At 35.3% G+C, this 22,690-nt stretch carries 19 protein-coding genes; 11 read left to right on the forward strand and 8 right to left on the reverse strand.

Annotated features, from left to right (window positions below):
- Positions 1 to 15 precede the first annotated feature (15 nt).
- The 3 genes from BUE84_RS03695 to BUE84_RS03705 all read left to right on the forward strand — a co-directional run bounded on the left by BUE84_RS03695 (position 16) and on the right by BUE84_RS03705 (position 1,837).
- The gene (locus BUE84_RS03695; protein ID WP_079240540.1) at positions 16 to 519 is read left to right on the forward strand and encodes a GNAT family N-acetyltransferase; all 504 of its coding nucleotides are present in this window, start codon (positions 16 to 18) and stop codon (positions 517 to 519) included.
- Between the two features lie 294 nt (positions 520 to 813).
- Positions 814 to 1,395 (forward strand): helix-turn-helix domain-containing protein, encoded by a 582-nt coding sequence (locus BUE84_RS03700; RefSeq protein ID WP_034693638.1) that lies wholly within the window; start codon positions 814 to 816, stop codon positions 1,393 to 1,395.
- Positions 1,388 to 1,837, forward strand: coding sequence for a response regulator (locus BUE84_RS03705; protein ID WP_079240541.1), 450 nt, complete (start codon positions 1,388 to 1,390; stop codon positions 1,835 to 1,837). Before BUE84_RS03700 ends, BUE84_RS03705 begins: the two co-directional genes overlap by 8 nt.
- A 610-nt stretch (positions 1,838 to 2,447) precedes the next feature.
- On the opposite strand, the gene recG is transcribed toward BUE84_RS03705, so the two are convergent.
- The 6 genes from recG to BUE84_RS03735 all read right to left on the reverse strand — a co-directional run bounded on the left by recG (position 2,448) and on the right by BUE84_RS03735 (position 11,404).
- On the reverse strand, positions 2,448 to 4,535 hold the full coding sequence (recG, locus tag BUE84_RS03710) for an ATP-dependent DNA helicase RecG (protein WP_079240542.1): 2,088 nt from the start codon (positions 4,533 to 4,535) through the stop codon (positions 2,448 to 2,450).
- A 163-nt stretch (positions 4,536 to 4,698) separates the two neighbouring features.
- Positions 4,699 to 5,232: a thioredoxin family protein gene (locus BUE84_RS03715; protein WP_034693649.1), complete on the reverse strand. Its 534-nt coding sequence runs from the start codon at positions 5,230 to 5,232 to the stop codon at positions 4,699 to 4,701.
- A gap of 41 nt (positions 5,233 to 5,273) precedes the next feature.
- Complete coding sequence (locus tag BUE84_RS03720) at positions 5,274 to 6,785, reverse strand: peptide MFS transporter (RefSeq protein WP_079240543.1); 1,512 nt, start codon at positions 6,783 to 6,785, stop codon at positions 5,274 to 5,276.
- 23 nt (positions 6,786 to 6,808) lie between these two features.
- Complete coding sequence (locus BUE84_RS03725) at positions 6,809 to 7,801, reverse strand: YhcG family protein (protein WP_079240544.1); 993 nt, start codon at positions 7,799 to 7,801, stop codon at positions 6,809 to 6,811.
- Positions 7,802 to 7,859: 58 nt separating this feature from the next.
- On the reverse strand, positions 7,860 to 9,614 hold the full coding sequence (locus BUE84_RS03730) for a peptide MFS transporter (RefSeq protein ID WP_079240545.1): 1,755 nt from the start codon (positions 9,612 to 9,614) through the stop codon (positions 7,860 to 7,862).
- Between the two features lie 134 nt (positions 9,615 to 9,748).
- Positions 9,749 to 11,404: a peptide MFS transporter gene (locus BUE84_RS03735; protein WP_079243847.1), complete on the reverse strand. Its 1,656-nt coding sequence runs from the start codon at positions 11,402 to 11,404 to the stop codon at positions 9,749 to 9,751.
- A gap of 263 nt (positions 11,405 to 11,667) precedes the next feature.
- On the opposite strand from BUE84_RS03735, the gene BUE84_RS03740 reads away from it, so the two are divergent.
- The 3 genes from BUE84_RS03740 (at position 11,668) to BUE84_RS03750 (ending at position 14,313) form a co-directional block, all read left to right on the forward strand.
- Complete coding sequence (locus tag BUE84_RS03740) at positions 11,668 to 11,856, forward strand: hypothetical protein (protein WP_079240546.1); 189 nt, start codon at positions 11,668 to 11,670, stop codon at positions 11,854 to 11,856.
- A 72-nt stretch (positions 11,857 to 11,928) separates the two neighbouring features.
- On the forward strand, positions 11,929 to 13,488 hold the full coding sequence (locus BUE84_RS03745) for a vitamin K epoxide reductase family protein (RefSeq protein WP_079240547.1): 1,560 nt from the start codon (positions 11,929 to 11,931) through the stop codon (positions 13,486 to 13,488).
- Between the two features lie 6 nt (positions 13,489 to 13,494).
- Positions 13,495 to 14,313, forward strand: a complete 819-nt coding sequence (locus BUE84_RS03750; protein ID WP_079240548.1) for a GLPGLI family protein — start codon at positions 13,495 to 13,497, stop codon at positions 14,311 to 14,313.
- A gap of 69 nt (positions 14,314 to 14,382) precedes the next feature.
- On the opposite strand, the gene BUE84_RS03755 is transcribed toward BUE84_RS03750, so the two are convergent.
- Positions 14,383 to 16,512 carry a S9 family peptidase gene (locus tag BUE84_RS03755; protein ID WP_079240549.1) on the reverse strand — a complete coding sequence of 710 codons (2,130 nt, stop codon included), beginning with the start codon at positions 16,510 to 16,512 and terminating at the stop codon, positions 14,383 to 14,385.
- Positions 16,513 to 16,733: 221 nt separating this feature from the next.
- Here BUE84_RS03755 and BUE84_RS03760 point away from each other — a divergent pair, with 221 nt between their 5' ends.
- From BUE84_RS03760 to BUE84_RS03775, 5 genes are all read left to right on the forward strand, one after another.
- Entirely contained in the window at positions 16,734 to 17,207 is a 474-nt protein-coding gene (locus BUE84_RS03760) for a hypothetical protein (RefSeq protein ID WP_079240550.1), read from the forward strand.
- 12 nt (positions 17,208 to 17,219) lie between these two features.
- Positions 17,220 to 17,408, forward strand: a complete 189-nt coding sequence (locus BUE84_RS03765; protein WP_047428132.1) for a DUF6496 domain-containing protein — start codon at positions 17,220 to 17,222, stop codon at positions 17,406 to 17,408.
- A 507-nt stretch (positions 17,409 to 17,915) separates the two neighbouring features.
- Positions 17,916 to 18,077 carry a hypothetical protein gene (locus BUE84_RS24345; RefSeq protein ID WP_158521342.1) on the forward strand — a complete coding sequence of 54 codons (162 nt, stop codon included), beginning with the start codon at positions 17,916 to 17,918 and terminating at the stop codon, positions 18,075 to 18,077.
- Between the two features lie 19 nt (positions 18,078 to 18,096).
- Positions 18,097 to 19,704 carry a sulfatase gene (locus tag BUE84_RS03770; RefSeq protein WP_079240551.1) on the forward strand — a complete coding sequence of 536 codons (1,608 nt, stop codon included), beginning with the start codon at positions 18,097 to 18,099 and terminating at the stop codon, positions 19,702 to 19,704.
- A 47-nt stretch (positions 19,705 to 19,751) separates the two neighbouring features.
- A complete protein-coding gene (locus tag BUE84_RS03775) occupies positions 19,752 to 20,849 on the forward strand; it encodes a formylglycine-generating enzyme family protein (protein ID WP_238594355.1) in 1,098 nt (365 codons plus the stop codon).
- Between the two features lie 2 nt (positions 20,850 to 20,851).
- Here the strand turns inward: BUE84_RS03775 and glgP are convergent, their stop codons facing one another.
- Complete coding sequence (gene glgP / locus BUE84_RS03780) at positions 20,852 to 22,516, reverse strand: alpha-glucan family phosphorylase (protein ID WP_079240553.1); 1,665 nt, start codon at positions 22,514 to 22,516, stop codon at positions 20,852 to 20,854.
- Between the last annotated feature and the right edge of the window lie 174 nt (positions 22,517 to 22,690).

Below are 22,690 nucleotides of genomic sequence, written 5' to 3' on the forward strand. Positions count from 1 at the left end.
ATAATATAACCAATCATGAAATTACAACAGGCAACAGCAGCAGATATCCCTTTGATTCAGGATCTTGCAAGACGATCATGGGAAAATGCTTATGCAGACATTCTTTCGAAAGAACAAATGGAGTTTATGCTCGCAGAAATGTATTCTGAAAAGGAAATTTTACATCATTTCCAAAATCCGAATTATCATTATTATCTTATTCAGGATGAAAATAATGATACCAGTGAAGGCTTTATCGGATACGAGTATAACTATGAAGAGAAAACCACCAAATTACACAGGATTTATCTGGTTCCTGAGAGTAAAGGAAAAGGATTTGGGAAAGGAGCACTTCAGTTTCTGAATGAGAAAGTTTCTGAAAACGGAAACAACAGAATTATCCTGAATGTCAACAAAAACAATGCTGCCAGAAACTTCTACGAATCCCAGGGATACAAAGTGTATGACGAGGGTGTTTTTGATATTGGTAACGGTTTTGTGATGGATGATTTTCTTATGGAATATCTAATTCACAGATAAATGACTTAAAATTTTGTAACTTTATCCTGTAATTCTATAACAAGTGATTTCTTTTTTTAATTCATCTTTGCTTCAGAACCAAATCACTTATACAATACATTCATATGCTTGGTTTTGAGCTGAAAAGCTTTTTATCAGTATATTTTTTTCATCCTTAGTGTTTAAATTCCTGTATTCTAAAATACAGGAGTTTTTTCGTATATATAGTAAAATATTAAAAATATACATCTATTTCACATTTACTTGAAATAAATTATTATATTTACTAAATAATATTGGCTTATATATACTAGGATGAAAATGTATGTTAAATTTGATTTCAATGCCCTTTGTAAAAAGGTATTGGACGAGAAACTTAAAGAACACGGGCTGAAGTACAGATTACTGAACTTCGGTGAAGTGGAATTCTATGAGCCCCTTACACAAGAACAGCACAATCTTTTTAAGAAAAATCTTGAAGATTATGGGATCGAGATCATAGAAAGCCAAAAAAGTGCGCTGGTACAGAAAATAAAAGATGCTATTGTAGAGCTTGTCTTTTCTGATGAAATTATACCGGTAAAAGCGTCCATATATATTTCTGAAAAGCTGAATCACAGCTATGGATATCTTTCCAATCTTTTTTCAGAAGTTGCTTATACCTCTATTGAGAATTTTATTATTCTGCAAAAAATTGAGCATGCAAAGGCTCTGATCATAAGAAATAAACAAAGTCTTACAGAAATTGCCCATAAGCTGAACTATTCCAGCGTGGCGCATTTAAGTACCCAGTTCAAAAATACAACAGGAATTACACCATCCCAGTTTCAAAAAATTATTGGCAAACGAAGAAGAGCACAAAGCACTGTAATAAACCATAAAATGCAGTATGAATAAAGAATTTCTGAACGTAATTGTAGCAGATAACGATGAAAACACTTTGATTTTTTTTAAAAATATTCTGAAAGAGTTGAAAATCTCTATAAAAGTTCAATGTTTCAGTAACGGAAACAATCTGATGGAATACCTGAATAATGATGATGCAGTAGTTCCGGAACTTGTTTTTATCAATTATATGATTCCCGGAAAAGAAAGCATGGAATGCCTGGAAGATATCGGTTCGAATTCAAAATTCAACAATATGGTAACGGCTATTTTTTCTGACCCCATTCCGGAAAATGAAATAGAAGACATTTTTGTAAAAGGAGCTCATATTTTTATGAAAAAACCTGAGTGTTTTGAGAAGCTTAAAAAGGTACTTACGGAAGTGATTACCATCAATTGGCAGTATCATACTTCTGGATTGAATAAAGATAATTTCATCTTGAAAATAGGATGAATAAAGGATTTGTTAATTAAATATTAATAATTTTTAAATCATATTTATAGCATACTATTCACAAATAGGTGAAAATTTTATAACTAATGATTAAAATAATATAAAAGGCAACTGAATTAATATACAGACATTTGTAAAAGTAAACTAAGACACAAATTTCATAATATAGTAGAAGATACAGATGAATGAAAGTAATTGTTTCTAAAGAACAAAATTATATAAATCACGATGTTAGTTAAACAAAATGGATTATACTAATTTTCCAATTATAAAGCACAGAAGATCTTTAAACAAAACGGTACAATCATGAAAACTCAATAAGTAGTTGGAGATATTTTTATTCGTTTCATTCCCTCATCTCCACCGAAACACAGTTAGTTTTTATAATAAGCAAGTTGGAAAAAAATAATTCATTTTGTTTTTTATAATTTATTTTAATAGTTATGGTTTTAGCTCATTATTATATTGTTATATAAATATTTTCACACCACATCACAAAATATTAAGCCTGAACTATTAAAATAAATTTTTTTTGGACATACCAAAAAGTAATTTCTTCTAAATAACAGTTTTATAAGGGGGCCGCAGGAAGTTTTTTCTGCGGTTTTTTTTATGATATTTTACTCCACTTATTTTTTCCTTTGTAGTATCTGATATAATAATTTTTGATGATCAGATTGTCAGGTCTTGAAAGCATAGGATCTGCTTCAAGTATTCTTTCTACCGTATTTTTTGTTGTTTTGATGATCACCGAATCATTAATAAGATCCAGTCTTTTAAAATCTACCACACCACTTTGCTGAGTACCCAATATATCTCCGGGGCCGCGAAGTTGCATATCCACCTCGGAAATTTTAAAACCGTCATTGGTTTCTGTCATTGTTTTAATACGTGTTCTGCTTTCTTTTGACAACTTATCGGAAGTCATCAGGATACAGTAACTCTGTTCAGCTCCTCTTCCCACACGGCCTCTGAGCTGGTGAAGCTGTGATAGTCCGAACCTTTCTGAGCTTTCAATCACCATTACCGAAGCATTCGGAACGTTTACCCCAACTTCAATTACCGTTGTTGCAACCATTATTTCAGCTTTTCCTGAAGCAAAATAAGCCATGGCAGCATCTTTTTCATCTGGTTTCATTTTTCCGTGAAGCATGGTCACATTGTATTCTGAGAAATAATCCATTACATGCTCCAAACCTTCCATCAGATTTTTATAATCCAGCGTTTCTGATTCTTCAATGAGAGGATATACGAAATAAATCTGCCTGCCTTTTTTGATTTCATCTTTACAGAAATTATACACATACAATCTGTCTTTTTCCCTGCGGTGGGCTGTAATAATAGACTTTCTTCCTACAGGCATCTCATCTATCACGGAAACATCCAGATCGGAATAAAAACTCATGGCCAGAGTTCTTGGGATAGGAGTGGCGGTCATCACCAGAATATGGGGCGGGATTTTATTTTTAGCCCACAATTTAGCCCTTTGAGCAACTCCGAATCTATGCTGTTCATCAATAATGGCTAATCCCAGGTTTTTAAATTTAACCTTGTCTTCTAAAACGGCATGAGTTCCTACCAAAATAGAAAGTGTACCATTTTCCAGTTCTTCATGAATAATTCTTCTTTCTGCTGCTTTGGTAGAACCTGTGAGAAGTCGGATATTAATTCCTGTTTTTTCCAACAGCTCTTTGATACCATTGTAATGTTGTTGGGCAAGAATTTCCGTGGGAGCCATCAGACAGCTTTGAAAGCCGTTGTCCATTGCGATAAGCATGGTAAGAAGGGCAACCATCGTTTTCCCAGAACCTACATCACCCTGCAAAAGCCTGTTCATCTGAATCGGCCTTTTCATGTCCATTCTTATTTCTTTCAAAACCCTTTTCTGCGCATTGGTAAGCTCAAAAGGAAGGTGTTTTTCATAAAAATCATTGAAGTGATCTCCAATAATCGGGAAAGGATTACCATGGGACTGTGTTTTATGATGGAGTTTCTTTAAGCCATATCCTAACTGAAAGAAAAATGATTCTTCAAATTTCAGTCTGTAATCTGCTTTATCAAAATGTTCCTGATCTTTTGGAAAGTGAACATTCAGAAAAGCATGTTGTCTTGACATGAACTTGAATGTCTTCATCAGATATTCCGGAAAATTTTCTTCAATAAGACTCGGTATCTCTTTGCAGATATTTCTTAAAGCATTTTGGAAAAATCTTTGATTTAATCCTCTTTTGGTCAGTTTTTCAGAACTCGGATAAATCGGTTTAAGACGGGTGTCGCCTTCCTTTTTTTCTTCTGCTTCAATCTCAGGATGCGGCATAGAAAACTGGCGGTTGAAAACATTAATCTTCCCAAAAATATAAACCTCTTTATTGATTGGAAGCTGTTCTTTCAACCACTTGGAGTATTGAAACCAAACCAGATCTATACTACCTGTTTCATCATTGAACTTTGCAGATAATCGCTTGGTTTTACCAGTCTGAATTTCCTGTACCTGAGTAATTCTTCCCTTCAATTGTATTTCCTGACTGGTTTCTTCTTTGAGCTGAGAAACGGTATAGATTTTACTTTTGTCCAGATAACGGATAGGGTAGAAATTCAACATGTCTTCTACAGTAGATAACCCCAACACACTTTTGATGAGTTTGGCTCTTTCCGGACCTATTCCTTTTACATATTCTATGGAGGTTTCGAGATTCATTTTCAGGTTTCAGGATACTAATTTTCGAATTTTTTGATCCTTATTTCGGATAATAGAAATAAAGGTTCGAATTTCGGTAAAATAAAAAAGACTTCCAAAAAATTGGAAGCCTCTATAGTGAATTTTTAGAATTGAAACAGAAAATCCGTTTCAGAGTTCTCAATTAATCTTTTATTTTAGATTTGAATTTTTTCTGGTAATCCTCCCATTGTTCTCTGGTCTTAATCTTTTTAAATAAATCTTTTGAGATAAGTTCCAGATAAGGTTCCAGTTCTTTGGCAGACAATTCTCCCTGAAGAATGGTAATGGGATCGCCATGTTCATCCAGAAATACGGTACTTGGAACAGCTCCTACATTCATATACTGTGTAAACTCATGCAGAGAATTCTTTCCCTTTTTATGTTCAGAATTAGGATTTGAAAATGTTCTTCCAAAGATTTCAATGCTCTTTTTTTCTTCTGCATTGAACTTTACAGGATAATAATTCTCATTTAAAATCTGAGCAATTACAGGGTGACCATAGGTTTTTTTATCCATGATTTTGCATGGACCACACCAGTCTGCGTAGAAATCAATTAATATTTTTTTGGGACTTTCCTTTTGGGCTTTTAAAGCTTCTTCAATGGTCATCCACTTTACCTGGGCAAAACTAAAATTTAATAAAAATAAGAGTAGTATGCTTAAAATTTTCTTCATATTGTGATATTTGGATAAAAATAAGCATAATTACTTATTTTTTATTTTACATCTTGCATTAATTTTTTCACGTACGGAGATATCAAAATTAATACCACTCCGGCAATTACCGCATATAAACCCAATTGTTTATATCCATCAGTATAAGTGATCAATTCATCATAGTTCGTAGAACCTTCTTTGGCTGTGGCAAGACTTGCACCAATAATTCCGGCAACATACTGTCCATAAGCAGAAGCAAGGAACCACATTCCCATCATCATTCCCTGAAGATTCTTGGTAGAAAGCTTGGTCATGATGGATAATCCGATAGGAGAAAGGCATAATTCTCCAAGTGTAATGATTAGCAGTGCCAGCGTGAAGAAGTTCAGTGAAGTGATGCCCTGAAGATCAGCAAACAGACGGGTTGCAAACAAAACATAATATCCTAGTCCTAAGAAAATGAATCCTAATCCGAATTTGATAATCGTGTTGGGTTCAATTTTTCTTTTGTTCAGCCAGATCCAAAGAAGACCGATTAATGGAGCAAGGAAAATAATGAAGAATGCTCCTCCAGAGTTGTTTACACCATTTGGGTCTAATCCCAGAAGGTCTTTATTCAGGTTTTTAGCTGCGAAAATACTTAAAGAACCTCCACTTTGCTCATAGATTCCCCAGAATATGATGGAAAATATAATGAATACTAAAGCTGCCCAAAGTTTTTTGCGTTCAGAAGCGGTTACTTTAGACATTTCATAAAATAAATAGATTAAGGTTAATGGCCCGATTGTCCACATGAAATAATCTGTATATTCTGTCTTGGCTACCATGGTCATGATGATAGGAACGAAAATTAAAGACAAAACATATACTCCATACTCTTTCCATTTTGGTATTGGAGCGTTTTTTTCTTCTGCTAAAGGGTGTCCCGGTTGTAAACCAATAGTACCCAATGTTCTTTGTGTGAATACAAAATTAATTAAGCTCACCACCATTACTATTGAAGCAAGTCCGAAAGCAATATGCCATCTCATCTCTTCTGCAATGACATTGCCCAGGAATTCTCCTTTACCAATAGCGATACACAAATAACCTCCCAATAATGCACCAAGGTTAATTCCGGCATAGAAAAGTGAGAATCCTGCATCTGCTCTTGAATCATTAGGTTTATAAAGCTGTCCCACCATAGATGAAATATTAGGTTTAAAGAAACCTGTCCCTACTACGGTGAATGCTATTCCTAAGAAAAAGAATTTGTGGGGATCGGTTGCAAGAATTAAACTTCCTACAATCATCAGAAGGCCGCCCCAGAACAAGGATTTTCGGAATCCTAAAATTTTATCAGCAAAAAGACCTCCTACAAAAGTAAAGGCATAAACGAAAGCCTGGGTGGCTCCATATTGAAGGTTGGCTTCTTTTTCATGGAAATTTAGCTGGGAGATCATAAAGAAAACCAGCATTCCGCGCATTCCGTAGAAACAGAAACGTTCCCACATTTCAGAGAAAAACAGGCTCCAGATTTGTCTGGGATACTTTCCTTTGAAATTTTGTATTTCATCTAAAGTTAAGCTCATAATGGTATATGATTAAGTTCTAATTAAGGGTTTTTATCTTTCTGATCCAGTTCAAAACGGATTCTGTCCTGGTCAATAATTTGTTTTAGTTCTTCTTCTTTTGGGAGGTACAGCAGGTATTTGCTGGCAAATAAATTGTTTTTATCATTCAAAACGGAATATTTTACGATAGTCTCATCCTTTTCTGAACATAATAAAATTCCGATGGTTGGGTTATCTCCTTCACCGCGTTTCAGATCATCATACATTCTTACATACATATCAATCTGTCCGATATCCTGATGGGAAAGTTCTCCGGTTTTTAGATCGATGATGACAAAACACTTCAAAATGTAATTATAGAAAACAAGATCAATGTAGAAGTCCGATGTATCCGTAGAAATATGTTGTTGTCTGGCTACGAAGGCAAAACCTTTCCCGAATTCCAGTAAAAACTTTTGAATATGGTCAATAATGGCTGTTTCAATTTCTTTTTCTGAAAATTGTTCATCAGCTTTAAGACCGAGAAACTCAAAAATATAAGGATCTTTTAAAACACTGTGAATAGTTTCCGGAGAAGATTTTTTATGTTCTAAAACTCTTTCGTAAGCAAGCGAATTGATTTGTCTTTTAAGATCCCTGTAATTCCAGTTATTTTGAACGGATTCATTGACATAGTAATTTATTTTATCAGCATTATCCAGCCTTATCAGTAATCTGTAATGGGTCCAGCTCAATTCGTGACGCAATGCGTCAACAATTGGAAATGCGGTGTAAAATTTCCGCATATTGGATAGATTGGTATAATCAAACCCTTTTCCAAATTCCAAAGTGAGTTTTTCAGAAAGTTTTTTCAGCGTATATTTTCCGTATTCTGCACGTTCTTTTCCCTGTTGTTCATCTTCAACAATTAATTTTCCAATCTGCCAGTATGTAAGCAGTAGTGTAGAATTCGCGATCCGAAAAACTTTTTCGCGCGACTGTCTAATGATTTCCTGTACGGATTGGAATAAAGAATCTTCGGAAATTTCCATCATACGAAAATAAAAAAAACCTCTGACTTTGCAGAGGTTTTATTATATTTTGTTGACACAATTAGTTTACACCATGCATCATTTTCTTTAAGATAGGTGAAATTAAACCTAAAATTACAGAAGCAATACCGCAAAGTACTACGAATACCATGAAGAATTCGAATAGATTGTGAATTTCAAATCCTACAAACGTAGGGTTGTGTAATGGAAGCTGAGCCTTATCAAAAGCTGCTACCTGATCAGCTGTCAGTGTTACTTTTTTATCCAAAACATCCTGTAGATTAACTCCCATTTCTTGAGCTTTTTTGAATTTATCACCTGTTGCAGGGATAAGTGCTCCTAATGAACCTGCTAATGCATAACCAGCAGCGTTAGAAATGAAGAAAACACCATATAATAATGAAGCAAATCTTTTCGGAGCTAGTTTACCAACCAATGATAAACCAATTGGAGAAAGACAAAGCTCACCACAAGTTTGGATGAAATATAGTAACATTAACCATTTGATAGCTAGCAGACCTGAGTTTCCAAGATCTTTTACATTGTGTGCAATGATGAAATAAGAAAGTGCGATCAATGCTAATCCCATCGCTTGTTTGAACGGAGATACCGGCTCTTTTCCTTTAGCCCTTAACTTGTCCCAGCATAAACTGAAAGGAACAGCTAAAAGAACTACGAAAATACCGTTGAAGATCTGTACCATTGAAGGAGGCATATTCCATCCGAAAATGTTTCTGTCAGTCTGGTTGTCTGCAATAAATGTTAATGAAGATCCTGCCTGTTCAAATGCTGCCCAGAAGAAAATAATAAAGAATGATACGATATAAATTACCCAGATTCTCTGTCTTTCAACTTTATTTTCTGCAGAAGACATAATTAAGAATGCAAGAGCAATACCAGCCGAATAGATGAATGGATAAATGATCCCTTTAATCAACTGTCCCATTTCTACGGAGTTGAATCCAAACTCACCTACAAGAAGGTATCTGAAAACGAAGAATAAAACAACAAATATTCCTCCGGTGATTCCTAAAGCCTGACCTGAGAATTTAGCAGTTTGAGTTTCTCCTTCCTCGAAGTCAGCACTTGTATTATTTTTTGGTAACCCTCCGATAGGTCTTCCTTCAGGAGTTACTACGTATTTGTTTTTAAGGATAAAGAATGTAATTGTTCCGATTACCATGGCAATAGAAGCAGCTAAGAATCCCCATTTGAAAGCGAAGATATCTCTTACTCCAGTTGCAGCATCTTTTACATCACCTACATATGGACAGATAAATTGACCTAAGAACGCCCCAATATTGATCCCCATATAGAAAATGGTGAAAGCAGAATCCAGTTTGGATTTTTCCTGCTTTGGATAAAGGCTTCCTACCATTGAGGAAATATTCGGTTTGAAGAATCCGTTACCGAAAATAATAACGAATAACGCCAGCCACATGATAAGTTTAGCACTTCCAATATCCGCTGAGAAAGTAGAGGCACTGATGAATAATAAGAACTGGCCGATAGCCATTAACGATCCTCCGATGATGATCGCATATCTGTTTCCGATATATTTATCAGCAATAAATCCTCCTAAAAGAGGGGTTAAATAACATAAAGCTAGAAATCCACCATAGATGATCGCTGCATCAGCTTCTTTTATCAATAAGGAATTTACCATGAAGAGCGTTAAAAGAGCTCTCATTCCATAAAAGTTGAAACGCTCCCACATTTCTGTTCCGAAAAGAACCCATAATCCTTTAGGATGCCTGGAATTCTTATTCTCTACAAATTCATCCGGTTTCGGACTCAATGCTTCAATATTATCCATTTCTATTGTTAATTTTTGTTAAGACTGACAAATATAGTTTATTTTGGGTTTTTGGCAAGGTTTTAATTTTATTTTTAAATAAAAAAGCTGCGGGACTCTTCCGCAGCTTAGTTATCTTTATAATATTAAGGATTTTAGTGCCCTTTTTCTGTCATAATTTTATTCAGTCTTTTTAACATAGAAAGGCCTAAAAGTGTAGCAAATATTAACAAAGTGAAGTTCACAAGGAAATAATTCGTCTTGTTTTCGTAATTGTACCATGTACTTGCGAGGATTCCGGAAAGTTTATTTCCCACAGAGTTAGCCAGGAAAAATCCTCCCATCATCAATGCTGTAATTCTTGCAGGAGAAAGTTTGGATACAAAAGAAAGCCCCATCGGAGACAGACATAGTTCCCCGATCGTAATTACTCCGTAGCTGGCAACCAGCCATAGAGGAGAGACTTTTACAGATCCATTGTCCCCGGCCATTACTGCTAAAACCATTACCAGACAAGAAAGTCCTGAAATGAATAATCCTAAAACAATCTTGGTAGGCGTTAAAGGTTCTTTACCCTTTCTTCTTAACAGTGCCCAGAAGCCCACAATAACAGGAGTGAGCGCAATAACCCAGAATGGATTGATAGACTGGAATAATTCTGTATTGTATAAATATACTTTGTTTTCAGGATTTTTTTCAAGGGCAGTACGTTGCTCAGGAGAGATGTTTTTAAAATATACATCTTTACCCATTTCCTTTTTAGTCTCACCATTATCATCTTTCTGAGAACGGAACTGATTGTCATAAACAGGAGTTTCTTTGTCTTCATAACTTTTCCCTTCCACCATATAAATTCCTTCCAATGGTTTTTCAAGAGAAGCAGGAACACTTCTGTCCGTATAATAATTGGCCCATCTTGTTAAAGCCGTACCATTCTGTTTGAAAACAGCCCAGAAGAACATACTGATCAGGAATACAGAAAGTAATGCTCCGATAGAGGCTTTTTCATCAGGTTTAGCTTTAAAATAAAGAGAAGCATAGAAATAAATAACGGGTATACAAGCGAAAATAAAGGCATCCGTACTGTCACTTCCGAAAATATTTCCAGGAATAAACCAACCTATTGCTCCGGCAACGATAGCAGGAACGAATACTTTGATCAGAATTTCAGAAAGCTTCGTATCTCCTTCCTGTACAGGTTTCATCTGAGCAGCGTGGATATAATGTTTTCTTCCGATAGTAAAAATAACCATTCCGATAAGCATTCCCACACCAGCAGTGATGAACGCTTCACCCCAGCCGAATTTATTACGCATGAAAGCGGCAATAATATTACAGATAAACGCTCCAATATTGATTCCCATGTAGAAAATATTATATCCGGAGTCTTTATTCGCTTTATAAGGTTCCTCTGAATAAAGATTTCCTAAGAGTGTTGAAATAGTAGGTTTAAAGAAACCATTTCCAATGATAATTAATGCCAGAGAAGCATAAAACAAAGGCAAATCTTTAAAAACACCCATTCCTATATATCCTGCGGCCATTAAAAAACCTCCAAGATAAATAGATTTAATATACCCTAAAACCCTGTCAGCCAGGAATCCTCCAATGAATGGAGTCAGATAAGTTAAGGCAATATAAGTTCCGAAAATGTCATCAGCAGTTTTATCCGGAAGTCCAAGTCCGCCTTTCATACCCGTAGGCTCAATAACATATAGGACAAAGATTCCAAGAATCAGGTAGTACCCGAAACGCTCCCACATTTCCGTAAAAAAGAGAAAGGGTAGCCCTTTAGGATGTTTAGTCTTCATATAATCAATTTTCAAATTTCCCAAAAATAGCTTTTTAATTTCAATTGATAAAATAAATAATACTTACCCAAATGATTAATGAAATAAATAAGAAATATGAATGTACATAAGGGTTTTCTTTATTTAAAAACTTGTACATATTTCACAAATTAAAATACAATGAATAAACATAAAATATGCATATGTATTTCCTTTCTGAGTGACATTTGTTTTCTATTTTCGCCCATGTCAATAGTGACAAATAATATCAAAAAACATTTATTATGAAAAAGATCAATTTAAAAAAGATGAAAGGAAGTTTATCCCGAAATGAGTTGAAAACTATTAAAGGGGGATTAAGACAGGAAGATCCTATTTCGGATGGAGGATGCGGGTGTACGAATGCAGCTTGTGCCAATACCCATAATGGGAATGGTGATTCTTATTGCAACGGTACCTTTTGTTGTGGATAATCACTGGAAACCTTTTAAAATGGCAACAGGAAACTGTTGCTGTTTTTTTTAATACAAAATAGTTATAGTAAAATGACACGCAAAAGTTATACTGCTGTTATCAATTATCTGGATGATTATAAAATACATATTGATAAGAATGAATTTGAACTTCAGCTGGAAGGGCATCCTGATTTTCCAAGTCTTCTGGCATTTTCTGATGCTTTACACTTTTTCAATATTGAAAATTACAGTTACAGAATTGATAATGATGAAAAAGACATTTTACCTGAGGATTTTCTGGCTTTAGTAAAAGGAGAATTAGCAGTGGTGAATAATATAGGTGATAAAATAACAGTCAATGGTTCTCCTACAGAAGGTTTTTTTTCAGAATGGGAAAATGTAATACTTATTGTAGAAAAGTCTGAAGAGAAGTCCTATACAAAATCAAAACTTGATTATGCATACCTTAATTGGGGAATTGTAGTGCTGCTGTTTCTGTTTCTTTTAGGATATGATGATTCTAACCTGGTTTTGAAATTAATCTTTGCGGCTACTGGCCTTATTGGATTCATCTTTGCCCGTGAAGCCTACAAAAAAACTCATGGCAAAGGAACATTCATACCGGTTGGAGTATGTAAAAGCAATTATTTGAATACGGACTGCGATCTGGTTTTTAATTCGAAAAAATGGAAGATTTTTAACAAAATAGATTTATCTGAGATTTCACTGCTGTTTTTTACCAGTCAGATCGTATGTTTTATTTTATTTGGTCTGATAAAAAATCTTGAACTCTTTTTTGAGATCTATCAATATGGATTATTTGCCTTCATACCCATTGCTTTCTTATCATTATTCTATCAGATATTTATTGTTAAAAAATACTGCCCTGTCTGCATGGTAATCATAGCCTCAGTATGTATTCAACTGGTGGCTGCCAACCTTATATCCTTTACCAGTAAAAAGCCAGACATAAGTGCTGTTCTGTTTCTAATTGGAAGTTTAGGCTCGCTCATCGTTTTGATGAATTTTAGGATAAAAAATCAAAATGCACAGAAAGATGAAAATACGCTTAAAAGAAATTTAAAATTCAGGAGAAACTATCAGTTTTTCAAAAATAATTTGTCTTTGCAGAAAAGGTTTACGAATAAAGATTTTTCGAGCGCTTTTGTGTTTGGAAATGAAAAAGCAGATCAAACTTTAACCTTTGTTACCAATCCTTTTTGTAAGCATTGTAAAGAATTTTATCCTGTTTTTCTAAAGCTGGTTAAAAAGTATTCTGATGAGTTGAGAGTCAATATTTTCTTTGATATAGATCTTAGCAGGGATGATCTGGATAATAGAACCGTTCATGTAAATCTTACCAATATCTATATCAACAGCGAAAATAAAATAGAATTTCTGGAAGCATTGAGCGGCTGGTATGACGTTCAGGGATATAGTGAAGACAAAAGTAACTGGTATCAAATGTATTCTAAATATTTTGGAAGTTCAGAGAATGCACTGGAATTATTAAAAGGACACGAAAAGTGGGTAAGCAGCAATGGTGTGCATTTTACACCCAATATCTTTATCAATGACACGGAATACCCGGTTCAGTATGAAAGAGCAGATCTGGAGTTCTTTATCCCGGAATTATTATCTGAAAATTAAATTATTATGAAAAGCTTATTATTTATATTGCTGGGAACATGTATGATGTTGGCTCAGAACAACAGGTTCATCTATGAGGTGAAATACAAGAAAGATTCAACCTCAAAAGATATTACAAGGGAAAATTATTATCTGGATGTTACAAAGGAGGATATAGCCTATTATAACAGATTGAATTATATTAGGGATTCAATATTTACAGCTACAGAACGATCTCCAATTAATAGGCTGACTTCGTTTCTCATCAAACAGAACAACAGCAATGTCTATCAAAACTATGAATACATAGGAGATGTGAATTTCTACAAGATTAACGAAAAGGCGGAACAGAATTGGAAAATTTCAGATAGTATCAAAACAGTTGAAGGTTATCGGGTTCAAAAAGCGGTAACCGCGTTTGGTGGAAGAAGTTGGGTTGCATGGTTTTCCAAAGATATCCCAGTTTCTTACGGACCCTATAAATTTAATGGTTTGCCTGGTTTAATCATGGAGCTATATGATTCAAAAAAAGATTATTATTTTAAAGTAATCAAAAGTGAAAAAATTCCGGAGAGTTATCAACGTATTTCATTGGAAGGCTTTATATCCAGAGCAATTCCCGTTACCCAAAAAGATTTAAATAAACTAAGGCTGGACCTCTATTCCAATCCCTTTAAATACGCTTTTAATGGAAATCTTACAATTCCTGAAGGTAAAAAACTACTTTTGGAGGATGGAACAGTCTTGTCCAAAGAACAGCTAAAGCCAGCAGAAGACAACGAAAGGAAAAAACTAAGAACTTTTAATAATCCTATAGAACTGGATAAAGCGGTAAAATATCCTTAAGAGGTACATCAATAAAAATTCCTTTCAGAATTTCTGAAAGGAATTTTTATGATATATATATATTTGATATTATAGATTATTCACGATGAAATCCGTTATTTTCTGATACAACTGAGGTCTCGTCTGTCCACCATAGATTCCGTGGTTTTTATCCGGGTAAGCCATGAAGTCAAACTGTTTTTTGTTCTGAATTAAAGCTTCAGAGAATTCCATAGAGTTCTGGAAGTGAACGTTATCATCAGCAGTTCCATGAATCAACAGGAATTTACCTTTCAACAGATTCGAATATTCTGTAGGAGAATTTTTATCGTATCCATCAGGGTTTTCCTGAGGTGTTCTCATAAATCTTTCTGTGTACACAGAATCATAATATCTCCAGTTGGTTACCGGTGCTACAGCAATTCCTACTTTGAAAACATCGGCACCTTTAGTCATTGCTAAGCTGGTCATATAACCCCCAAAGCTCCATCCAAACATTCCGATTCTGCTTTTATCAATATAAGATTGATTCCCAAGCCACTTGGCTGCAGTGATCTGATCTTCGATCTCATATTTTCCTAAATTCATATAGGTTACTTTCTTATATTTTGCTCCTTTATAACCAGTCCCACGTCCGTCCACACAAGCAACAATATATCCTTTTTGTACAAGGTGATTGAACCACATGGCGTTTCCGTTGTCCCATGAGTTGGCAACCTGTTGAGATCCAGGGCCAGAATATTGGAACATGAATAGAGGATATTTCTTATTCGGATCAAAGTTTTTAGGCTTCATGATCCAGGCATTCATCTGATCGCCTACAGCATTGGGAATCGTAATAAATTCTTTTTCAACAAAATTATCACTCTTCAACTTCTGAAGCTGATCGTTGTTGTTCTGAAGTTCTTTTACTGCTTTTCCGTTACCGTCTTTTAAAACGTATGTATAAGGTTTTGCTGCGGTAGAGGATGTCTCAATGAAATAATTATAGTTTTTGCTGAAATTAGCAGAATTATTTCCTTCTGCATTAGAGATCAGCTGAGTTTTTCCGTTTTCAATATTTACTTTGGAAATCACTTTATTAATGCTTCCTTTTTCAGTAGTCTGAACGTAAATTTCTTTAGATTTTGGATTAAAACCATAATAATCCGTTACTTCCCAATTTCCTTTTGTGATTTGTTTTTTCAACTTACCGTCTTTATCATACCAGTAAAGGTGACGGTTCCCGTCTCTCTCAGAAGCCCAAAGGAAGGAATCATCTTCAAGGAATTCGAGAGTAGGGCTGTCTGTATCGATCCATTTGTCATCCGTTTCAGTAAATAATTTCTGAACTGCTCCTGTTTTGGTATTTACTTTTAAAATATCCGAAGCATTCTGGATTCTCTCAGAAGTAATTAAAACAATTTCGTCCGGTTTTGCGGTCTGGAATACATTCGGAATATAATAGTTTTTGAAAGAACCTAAATTCAACTGCATTGTTTTCCCGTTATCAAGACGGTATAATTGTGCTGAAACTACAGAGTTCTTTTCACCTGCTTTTGGATATTTATAACGCATCTCAGCAGGATAAAGGTTTTTCCCGTAAATCGGAATATAGATTTCCGGAACCTGGCTTTCGTCAGACTTCACAAATACGATGGCATCAGAATTTTTTGTCCATTCATATTGTCTTGCATGCCCGAATTCTTCTTCATATACCCAATCTGCCAAACCATTCAGAATAGAGTTCTTTTTACCATCCGTAGTAATTTGTGTGATTTTTCCTGAGCTAAGATCCTGATAGAAAAGATTATTGTCAGATATAAACGCCACTTTTGTAGCATCTGGTGAAAATGTAGGCTCCTGAACCGGTTTTCCTTCATTCAGGCTTATTACTTTCCCGGATTTTAAATCTTTTACATCAAATTTTCCCAGAAAAGAATGTCTGTAAATAGGCTGGCTTCCTGTTTGTAAAAGGATTTTAGATTCATCATCAGAAAAAATATAGCTTTCAAATCTTCCATCCACAAGATTCCCTTCCTTCTGTGAAGTTTTGTAAGAATATTTTGCAATTCCTGAAGGTTCAATGACAAGATAGTTCTCTCCGTTTTTCATAGATGAGATTCCTGCAATCCCTTTTCCACGGTAATATCCTGAATATATTTTATCTAAAGTAATTTCCTGTGCTGAGACATTTTGAAATACGGCAGCAACAGTAAGAGTTAAAAGGAGTTTTTTCATTTTCAATTTTAATGATTCCAAATTTAATAATTCTTACTTACATAACCATATAAAATAAAAATCAGAACCGGATGTCATTTTTTCTTATTGTTTCAGGAAAATGGTTTTTAGTTTTCGAATCTGGAGTAATTGAAAATATTCATTAATGAAATTTCTTTAAAAAGGCAATTTGGCAAAAAAATTGAATATATAATAAGTATAAATCAAATCAAATAATAATTATGGAAACGAATGCATACAACCAGAAACTGAACCGTTATGTATTAAACGACCAGATTGTTTATACAGGTTTTTCCAGCTTTAGTGATGCGGAAGAATGTGCTCATAAAAAAGGAGGAACATTGGTAGAAGTGGTGTTTAGAGACGGAAATGATAATCCCGAAATTACAGATGAAGCGGGTTTGATAGAGAAAAAAATTCATTACTATGTGTATGCAGGCGATGAGTATAAATTTATCCATTCTTCAGATCCGGGATTCAGAAAATATGCGGATGAGCTGCAGAAAATAAAAGCACGAAATGATAAAACCAGTCCGGACGAACGATACTTTGCCAATTTTGAAATTGAAAATATAGAAGACCCGATTATTGTGATCAAGAATGATCATTTTGAATCGGTAACATCGAGAGAGCGTTCAAAGTATTTGAAACATGCCTGTGTCTATGAATTAGGGGTATCCCTGCCAAAATCTTAAAAAAATCTGATCATGAGCAAGACTAAATATTCGGAAAAAGCTCAGGACAAAGTAGGAAAAGTGATGCATGAATTCAAGGAAGGAAAACTGAAATCTTCTTCCGGAAAGAAAGTGACAAGCAGAAAACAGGCCGTAGCCATCGGTATTTCTGAAGCGCGGGAAAAAGGTATGAAAGTACCAGTGAAAAAGAAAAATAAGTAACTCATAAAATCCAGAAAGAATACCTTTCTGGATTTTTTTTATCTCAAATTCTATATTTTATCTGTTTCGAACAATAAATAGGCAAAGAAGTGATGGGGAAATTAGCTGATTTTGTTTTTTTAAGTGCAATTTTTCCTATACTTTGATGTTATTTAATTTATTTTAAATATCTGCAAATTAATATGTTGTGTTGTTGATGTATATATGCTGTAGTTTACTTTGCTGTAGTTTATTCTTTTTTGTTGCAAATTCACATCATTCATAATTCGTTATATTTTATTTCAAATAAACACAAATGATGAAAAAGAATCCTTAATGTTTTATGAATGGTTAAGTTTTTCTTTATCCAGTGTTTAATTAAGATAAAACAGCCTTGGAAGTCTCAACTTCTGCCATAATGTAGTTCATATTCTTGCAAAGCTGATTATTTAAAACTAATTGATATGTTCGGAGTTTCTACTTTAAAAACACTAGCTATTCTTTTGTTGACAAAAGCCTGGAGAACTTGTGGCCTGGGAGCTCTATGATCTTACTTCAGATCCCAAAGAGAATTTTAATATTGCCGTTTATCCTGAAAATAAGGACATCCTGGAAAAGCTTTCGGACGAGCGTAAGAAAGGATGGAAAGAAGTGAAAAATAAGCTGATAAAGACCAGGTCTTATCAATAAAAAGAAAAAAATATATCCGATGAAAAATTTCAATTTTTTTAAAATATTATTCATTGTAGCGTTTTGCAATTGCATAACGGTATGGGGAGGTAATTTCAAAGATAATCCTAAACCTAAAAAAAGTATAAAATCCAGTATAAAACAAACAAGACCCAATATCTTATTTATTCCTATTGATGATTTAAGACCTGAAATGGGCAGCTATGGGAACACGGTTATAAAAACACCTAATATGGATAAACTTGCGGCAAGAGGAGTAGTTTTTAAAAGGGCATACTGTCAGCAGGCTGTATGTAACCCTTCAAGAGCCAGCCTTCTGACAGGTCTGAGACCTGATTCCGTTCGTGTATGGGATCTTCAGACAGATTTCAGGAAGAACCTGCCGGATGTAGTAACGCTTCCCCAGTTATTCAAGAATAATGGTTATTATACGGTGGGTATCGGAAAAACTTTTCATAATATTTTTCCTGATGAGAAGTCCTGGAATGAAGAGCTTCATGTAAACGGATATCCTTTTGATCCGGATGCGGTATATCAACTGGAGAAAAACAAGATAATTCAGAAAGAAAAGGAGCTTGCCCTTAAGAAAATGGGAAAAGCCAATCCGGATGCTTATGGATTTATCTACACAAAGTCCAATTCCGTTGAAATGGCAGATGTTGATGATGATGCTTATTATGATGGGGCACAAACAACCATGGCCATTCAAAAGCTGAAAGAATTAAAAGGAAAAGATAAACCTTTCTTTTTTTCAGTAGGTTATTACCGTCCGCATTTACCATTTAATGCTCCTAAAAAATATTGGGACTTGTATAACAGAAACGACATACCACTTGCAAAAAATCAATTCATGCCTGAAAATGCTCCGGAATTTGCGGTACATGGAGATAGTGAACTGAGAGGCTATACAGACAGATCAGACCTGCCTTTACCATCGGAAAAGCCTTATGATGTGGAAAAGCAAAGAGAGCTTCTCCATGGGTATTATGCCTCTGTCTCTTATACGGATGCCCAGATAGGAAGGCTGTTAAAAGCACTTGATGAATTAGGGCTGAGTGAAAATACCATTATTGTATTGTGGGGAGATCATGGCTGGAAACTGGGAGAGCATAACGGTTGGTGTAAGCAAAGCAACTATGAGATTGATACCAGAGTGCCGCTTATTATCAGTGGAGCAGGAGTAAAGGCAAAAGGTAAAGCAAGCAATGCTCTTACAGAATTTGTGGATATTTATCCTACTTTATGCGATATGGCGGGACTAAAAGTTCCGGATTATCTTCAGGGAACCAGTATGAAACCCCTGCTTACAGATCCTGCCCGTGCATGGAAAACTGCGGTCTACAGTCAGTTTTTATTGGGAAGATATGGAGTAAAAGCCAAAGGAACACAAAATATAGAAAGAATGGGATATGCGATCCGTACCGGCCGTTATCGATATGTAGAATGGTTCGAATGGAATAAAGAAACGGAAAAACCCGGAGACTATCTCGCCAGAGAACTTTATGATCATAAAAATGATCCTGATGAAAATATAAATATTGCTGAAGAAGTTTCTTCTAAAAAATTAGTCAGTCAACTTTCACTTCAGTTGAAAAAAGGATGGAGATATAGTAAACCGAGATCATAAAAACTATAAATATTCAGATAGAGATGATGCTTTCCGTTATAAAAAAAATGATCATTTATACAGGTGTATTAAGTTTTGTCTGTTCCTGTAACAAAGAGAAAACCTTAAAGCCGGAGGAAAATAAATCCGGGCATACCTGCATGACTATTCCGAAGAGATTAGGTACAGCAGATTCTTCTCATATCAGTTTTAGCGGAGCTATTTCTCTGGAGGGAATGGTGCTTATCCCGGGCGGAGAATTTGACATGGGTGGTGATAACCGTCAGGCTGATCCGGATGAATACCCTAAACATAGAGTAAAAGTTTCTCCGTTTTATATGGATATAACAGAAGTCACAAATGCACAGTTCCGTAAATTTGTAGATGCTACAGGATATATCACAACGGCGGAACGTAAACCCGATTGGGAAGAATTAAAAAAAAACCTGCCCGAAGGGACTCCGAAACCTCCGGATAGCTTATTGGTAGCTGCTTCATTAGTATTTAAACCTACAAATAAACCTGTGAATCTGAATGATTTCAGCCAATGGTGGAAATGGGTAAAAGGAGCTAACTGGAAACATCCGCAAGGACCGGCTAGCAATATTGAAGGTAAAGATAATTATCCTGTAGTGCACATAAGCTGGGACGATGCGCAGGCGTATTGTAAATGGTCCGGTAAACGTTTACCCACAGAAGCGGAATGGGAATTTGAGGCGCGAGGCGGATTAAAAAATAATATTTATCCATGGGGAAATGAGTCCATTAATGCAGGAGTGCCTAAGGTGAACAGCTGGGAAGGAAAATTTCCTTACCTTAATGAAAAGAAAGATGGCTATAGTACCCTTGCTCCTGTACAGTCATTTAAAGCCAACGGATATGGCCTGTATGATATGGCTGGAAATGTTTGGGAATGGTGTAATGATTTATACAACTATGATTATTATAAAAAGCTTGAAGGCAGACTGGTTCTAAATCCTCAGGGTGCCGACAGGTCGTATGACCCTCAGGAACCATATAGTGTAAAACGCAGCCTGCGCGGAGGAAGCTTTTTATGCAATGATAGCTATTGCAGTGGATACAGGGTAGCCAGACGCATGAAAAGCAGCCCTGATACAAGTCTTGAAAACACCGGATTCAGGTGTGTTCAGGATATTGCTCATTAATTCTATTGCTGATTATTATAGAGGATTCTGTAATATTCATCCGCCATCCTGTCGCTGTTGAAATGATCTTTCACATCATTCATTGCATTATGCTGAATTTTTCTCCATTGGTCAGGACGATCGTAGTAGGTGGGAAGAATTTCGTTTTCCAGGATTTCATACAATGTATTTAAATCATAATTGTCCTGTTCATAAATGCTCATATTCTGATAATCAGCTTTAGGAACAACGAAAGAGTTTTCTCCGTGCTTGGCAAATTCCGGAATCCAGCCGTCATCTGTTGATAAATTCACAGAACCGTTCATGGCAGCCGTCATACCGGAAGTTCCTGAAGCTTCCCTTGGAACTCTCGGATTATTAAGCCATACATCAGAACCCTGCTTTAAAGACTTGCTTAAAGAAAGCTCATAGCCTGTAAGAACAGCAATGTTTTTATGATTTTTACTTTCTTCCACCAGGGTGTTGAATGTAGAAATTGCTGAGTAGTCCATTGGGTAAGGTTTTCCTGCCCAGATGATCTGTACCGGATATTTTGGATGATTCAGAAGTCTGTAGAATCTTTCCTTGTCGTGCAAAAGAAGTTCTGCTCTTTTGTAACCTGCAAATCTTCTTGCCCATACAATCGTGAAGACATTAGGATTAAATAAATTACCCGTTTGATCAGCAACAATATTGAACAGTTTTTTCTTTAAATATTTTTTACGGAAATCAAAAACAGTGGCATCATTTTCATCTTTTGCATTGTATAAAGGTTTATCAGACCAATATTTAAATTCCTGAGCATTGGTAATAGAGGTGATTTCACAGATTCCCGGGTATTTATTCCACATAGCTCTGGAAACTACCCCATGAAGCTGGGAAACACCATTAGCCATTCTTGCCATTCTTAAGGCACAGAGAGAGTGATTGAAACGGTCATCATCAGATCCTTCAATCTTTTTTACTTCTTCCATGCTGTATCCCGAAAAATAGGACATATCATAACATAATCTGAAACTATGCTTTTCATTACCTGCTTCTTCCGGAGTATGAGTGGTGAAAACGAGTTTTTCTTTAACTTTATTAAGGTCGCCGTTATATTTTCTCAGAAGATGAAAGGCTGCCGGAAGTCCATGGGCCTCATTAAGATGGTAAACCTCTCTCTCAATATTCATTTCATCCAGTAACTTGGCGCCTCCTTTTCCCAGTAAGATGTATTGTGCAAGTTTTGTGGATTCATTGGCATCATACAATTTGTGACAGATCGTTTTTGAAACGTGATCATTTTCCGGAACATCTGTGGAAAGGAAAAACATAGGTGCTGTATTGAAAATTTCAGGATCAAGATACCAAACCTTTACCCAAACCGGAGCACTATGGATTTCGATTTGGAATTTTATTCCGGTGTCTTTAAGAAAACTGTACATTTTTCTGGTCCATACAGGCTGTAAAGTCTGATCGTGATTTCTTGCCTGGTCATAATAACCGAACTTCCATAAGATACCAATTCCGATAAGATCCTGCTTAAGGTTATAAGCGCTTCTCATGTGGGATCCTGCCAAAAAGCCAAGTCCTCCTGAATATATTTTCAGTACCTGCTCAAGAGCAAATTCCATTGAGAAATAGACGGTCTTTTTTGAATATTGAGGATTGATAGTGTAGGGTATTCTGAAATTCCTAAAATCCATAAATGTGGGTTTGTGTTTAAAAAGACAAAGGTATTAATTATGAAAATAAACTTTACATTAATTAATCGATAAATTAATTAAAAAACTAAGTATTGAATTGTTTTTTTACTTACCTTTAAGAGTGTAAATTTTTGATTATCAAAAACTTTTAATAATGAAAGCCATTGGCTGCAT

The sequence above is a fragment of the Chryseobacterium indologenes genome, assembly GCF_002025665.1.
GTDB classification, from domain to species: Bacteria; Bacteroidota; Bacteroidia; order Flavobacteriales; family Weeksellaceae; genus Chryseobacterium; species Chryseobacterium metallicongregator.

Bases quoted from the DNA above. Each gene is read 5' to 3' on its own strand.
- BUE84_RS03735 (WP_079243847.1), bottom strand. From the start codon at position 11,404: ATGAAGACTAAACATCCTAAAGGGCTACCCTTTCTCTTTTTTACGGAA.
- BUE84_RS03720 (WP_079240543.1), bottom strand. From the start codon at position 6,785: ATGAGCTTAACTTTAGATGAAATACAAAATTTCAAAGGAAAGTATCCC.
- BUE84_RS03765 (WP_047428132.1), top strand. From the start codon at position 17,220: ATGAGCAAGACTAAATATTCGGAAAAAGCTCAGGACAAAGTAGGAAAA.
- BUE84_RS03740 (WP_079240546.1), top strand. From the start codon at position 11,668: ATGAAAAAGATCAATTTAAAAAAGATGAAAGGAAGTTTATCCCGAAAT.
- BUE84_RS03745 (WP_079240547.1), top strand. From the start codon at position 11,929: ATGACACGCAAAAGTTATACTGCTGTTATCAATTATCTGGATGATTAT.
- BUE84_RS03755 (WP_079240549.1), bottom strand. From the start codon at position 16,512: ATGAAAAAACTCCTTTTAACTCTTACTGTTGCTGCCGTATTTCAAAAT.
- BUE84_RS03700 (WP_034693638.1), top strand. From the start codon at position 814: ATGAAAATGTATGTTAAATTTGATTTCAATGCCCTTTGTAAAAAGGTA.
- BUE84_RS03760 (WP_079240550.1), top strand. From the start codon at position 16,734: ATGGAAACGAATGCATACAACCAGAAACTGAACCGTTATGTATTAAAC.
- BUE84_RS03705 (WP_079240541.1), top strand. From the start codon at position 1,388: ATGAATAAAGAATTTCTGAACGTAATTGTAGCAGATAACGATGAAAAC.
- BUE84_RS03715 (WP_034693649.1), bottom strand. From the start codon at position 5,232: ATGAAGAAAATTTTAAGCATACTACTCTTATTTTTATTAAATTTTAGT.
- BUE84_RS03695 (WP_079240540.1), top strand. From the start codon at position 16: ATGAAATTACAACAGGCAACAGCAGCAGATATCCCTTTGATTCAGGAT.
- glgP (WP_079240553.1), bottom strand. From the start codon at position 22,516: ATGGATTTTAGGAATTTCAGAATACCCTACACTATCAATCCTCAATAT.
- recG (WP_079240542.1), bottom strand. From the start codon at position 4,535: ATGAATCTCGAAACCTCCATAGAATATGTAAAAGGAATAGGTCCGGAA.
- BUE84_RS03775 (WP_238594355.1), top strand. From the start codon at position 19,752: ATGATCATTTATACAGGTGTATTAAGTTTTGTCTGTTCCTGTAACAAA.
- BUE84_RS03750 (WP_079240548.1), top strand. From the start codon at position 13,495: ATGAAAAGCTTATTATTTATATTGCTGGGAACATGTATGATGTTGGCT.
- BUE84_RS03770 (WP_079240551.1), top strand. From the start codon at position 18,097: ATGAAAAATTTCAATTTTTTTAAAATATTATTCATTGTAGCGTTTTGC.
- BUE84_RS03725 (WP_079240544.1), bottom strand. From the start codon at position 7,801: ATGATGGAAATTTCCGAAGATTCTTTATTCCAATCCGTACAGGAAATC.
- BUE84_RS03730 (WP_079240545.1), bottom strand. From the start codon at position 9,614: ATGGATAATATTGAAGCATTGAGTCCGAAACCGGATGAATTTGTAGAG.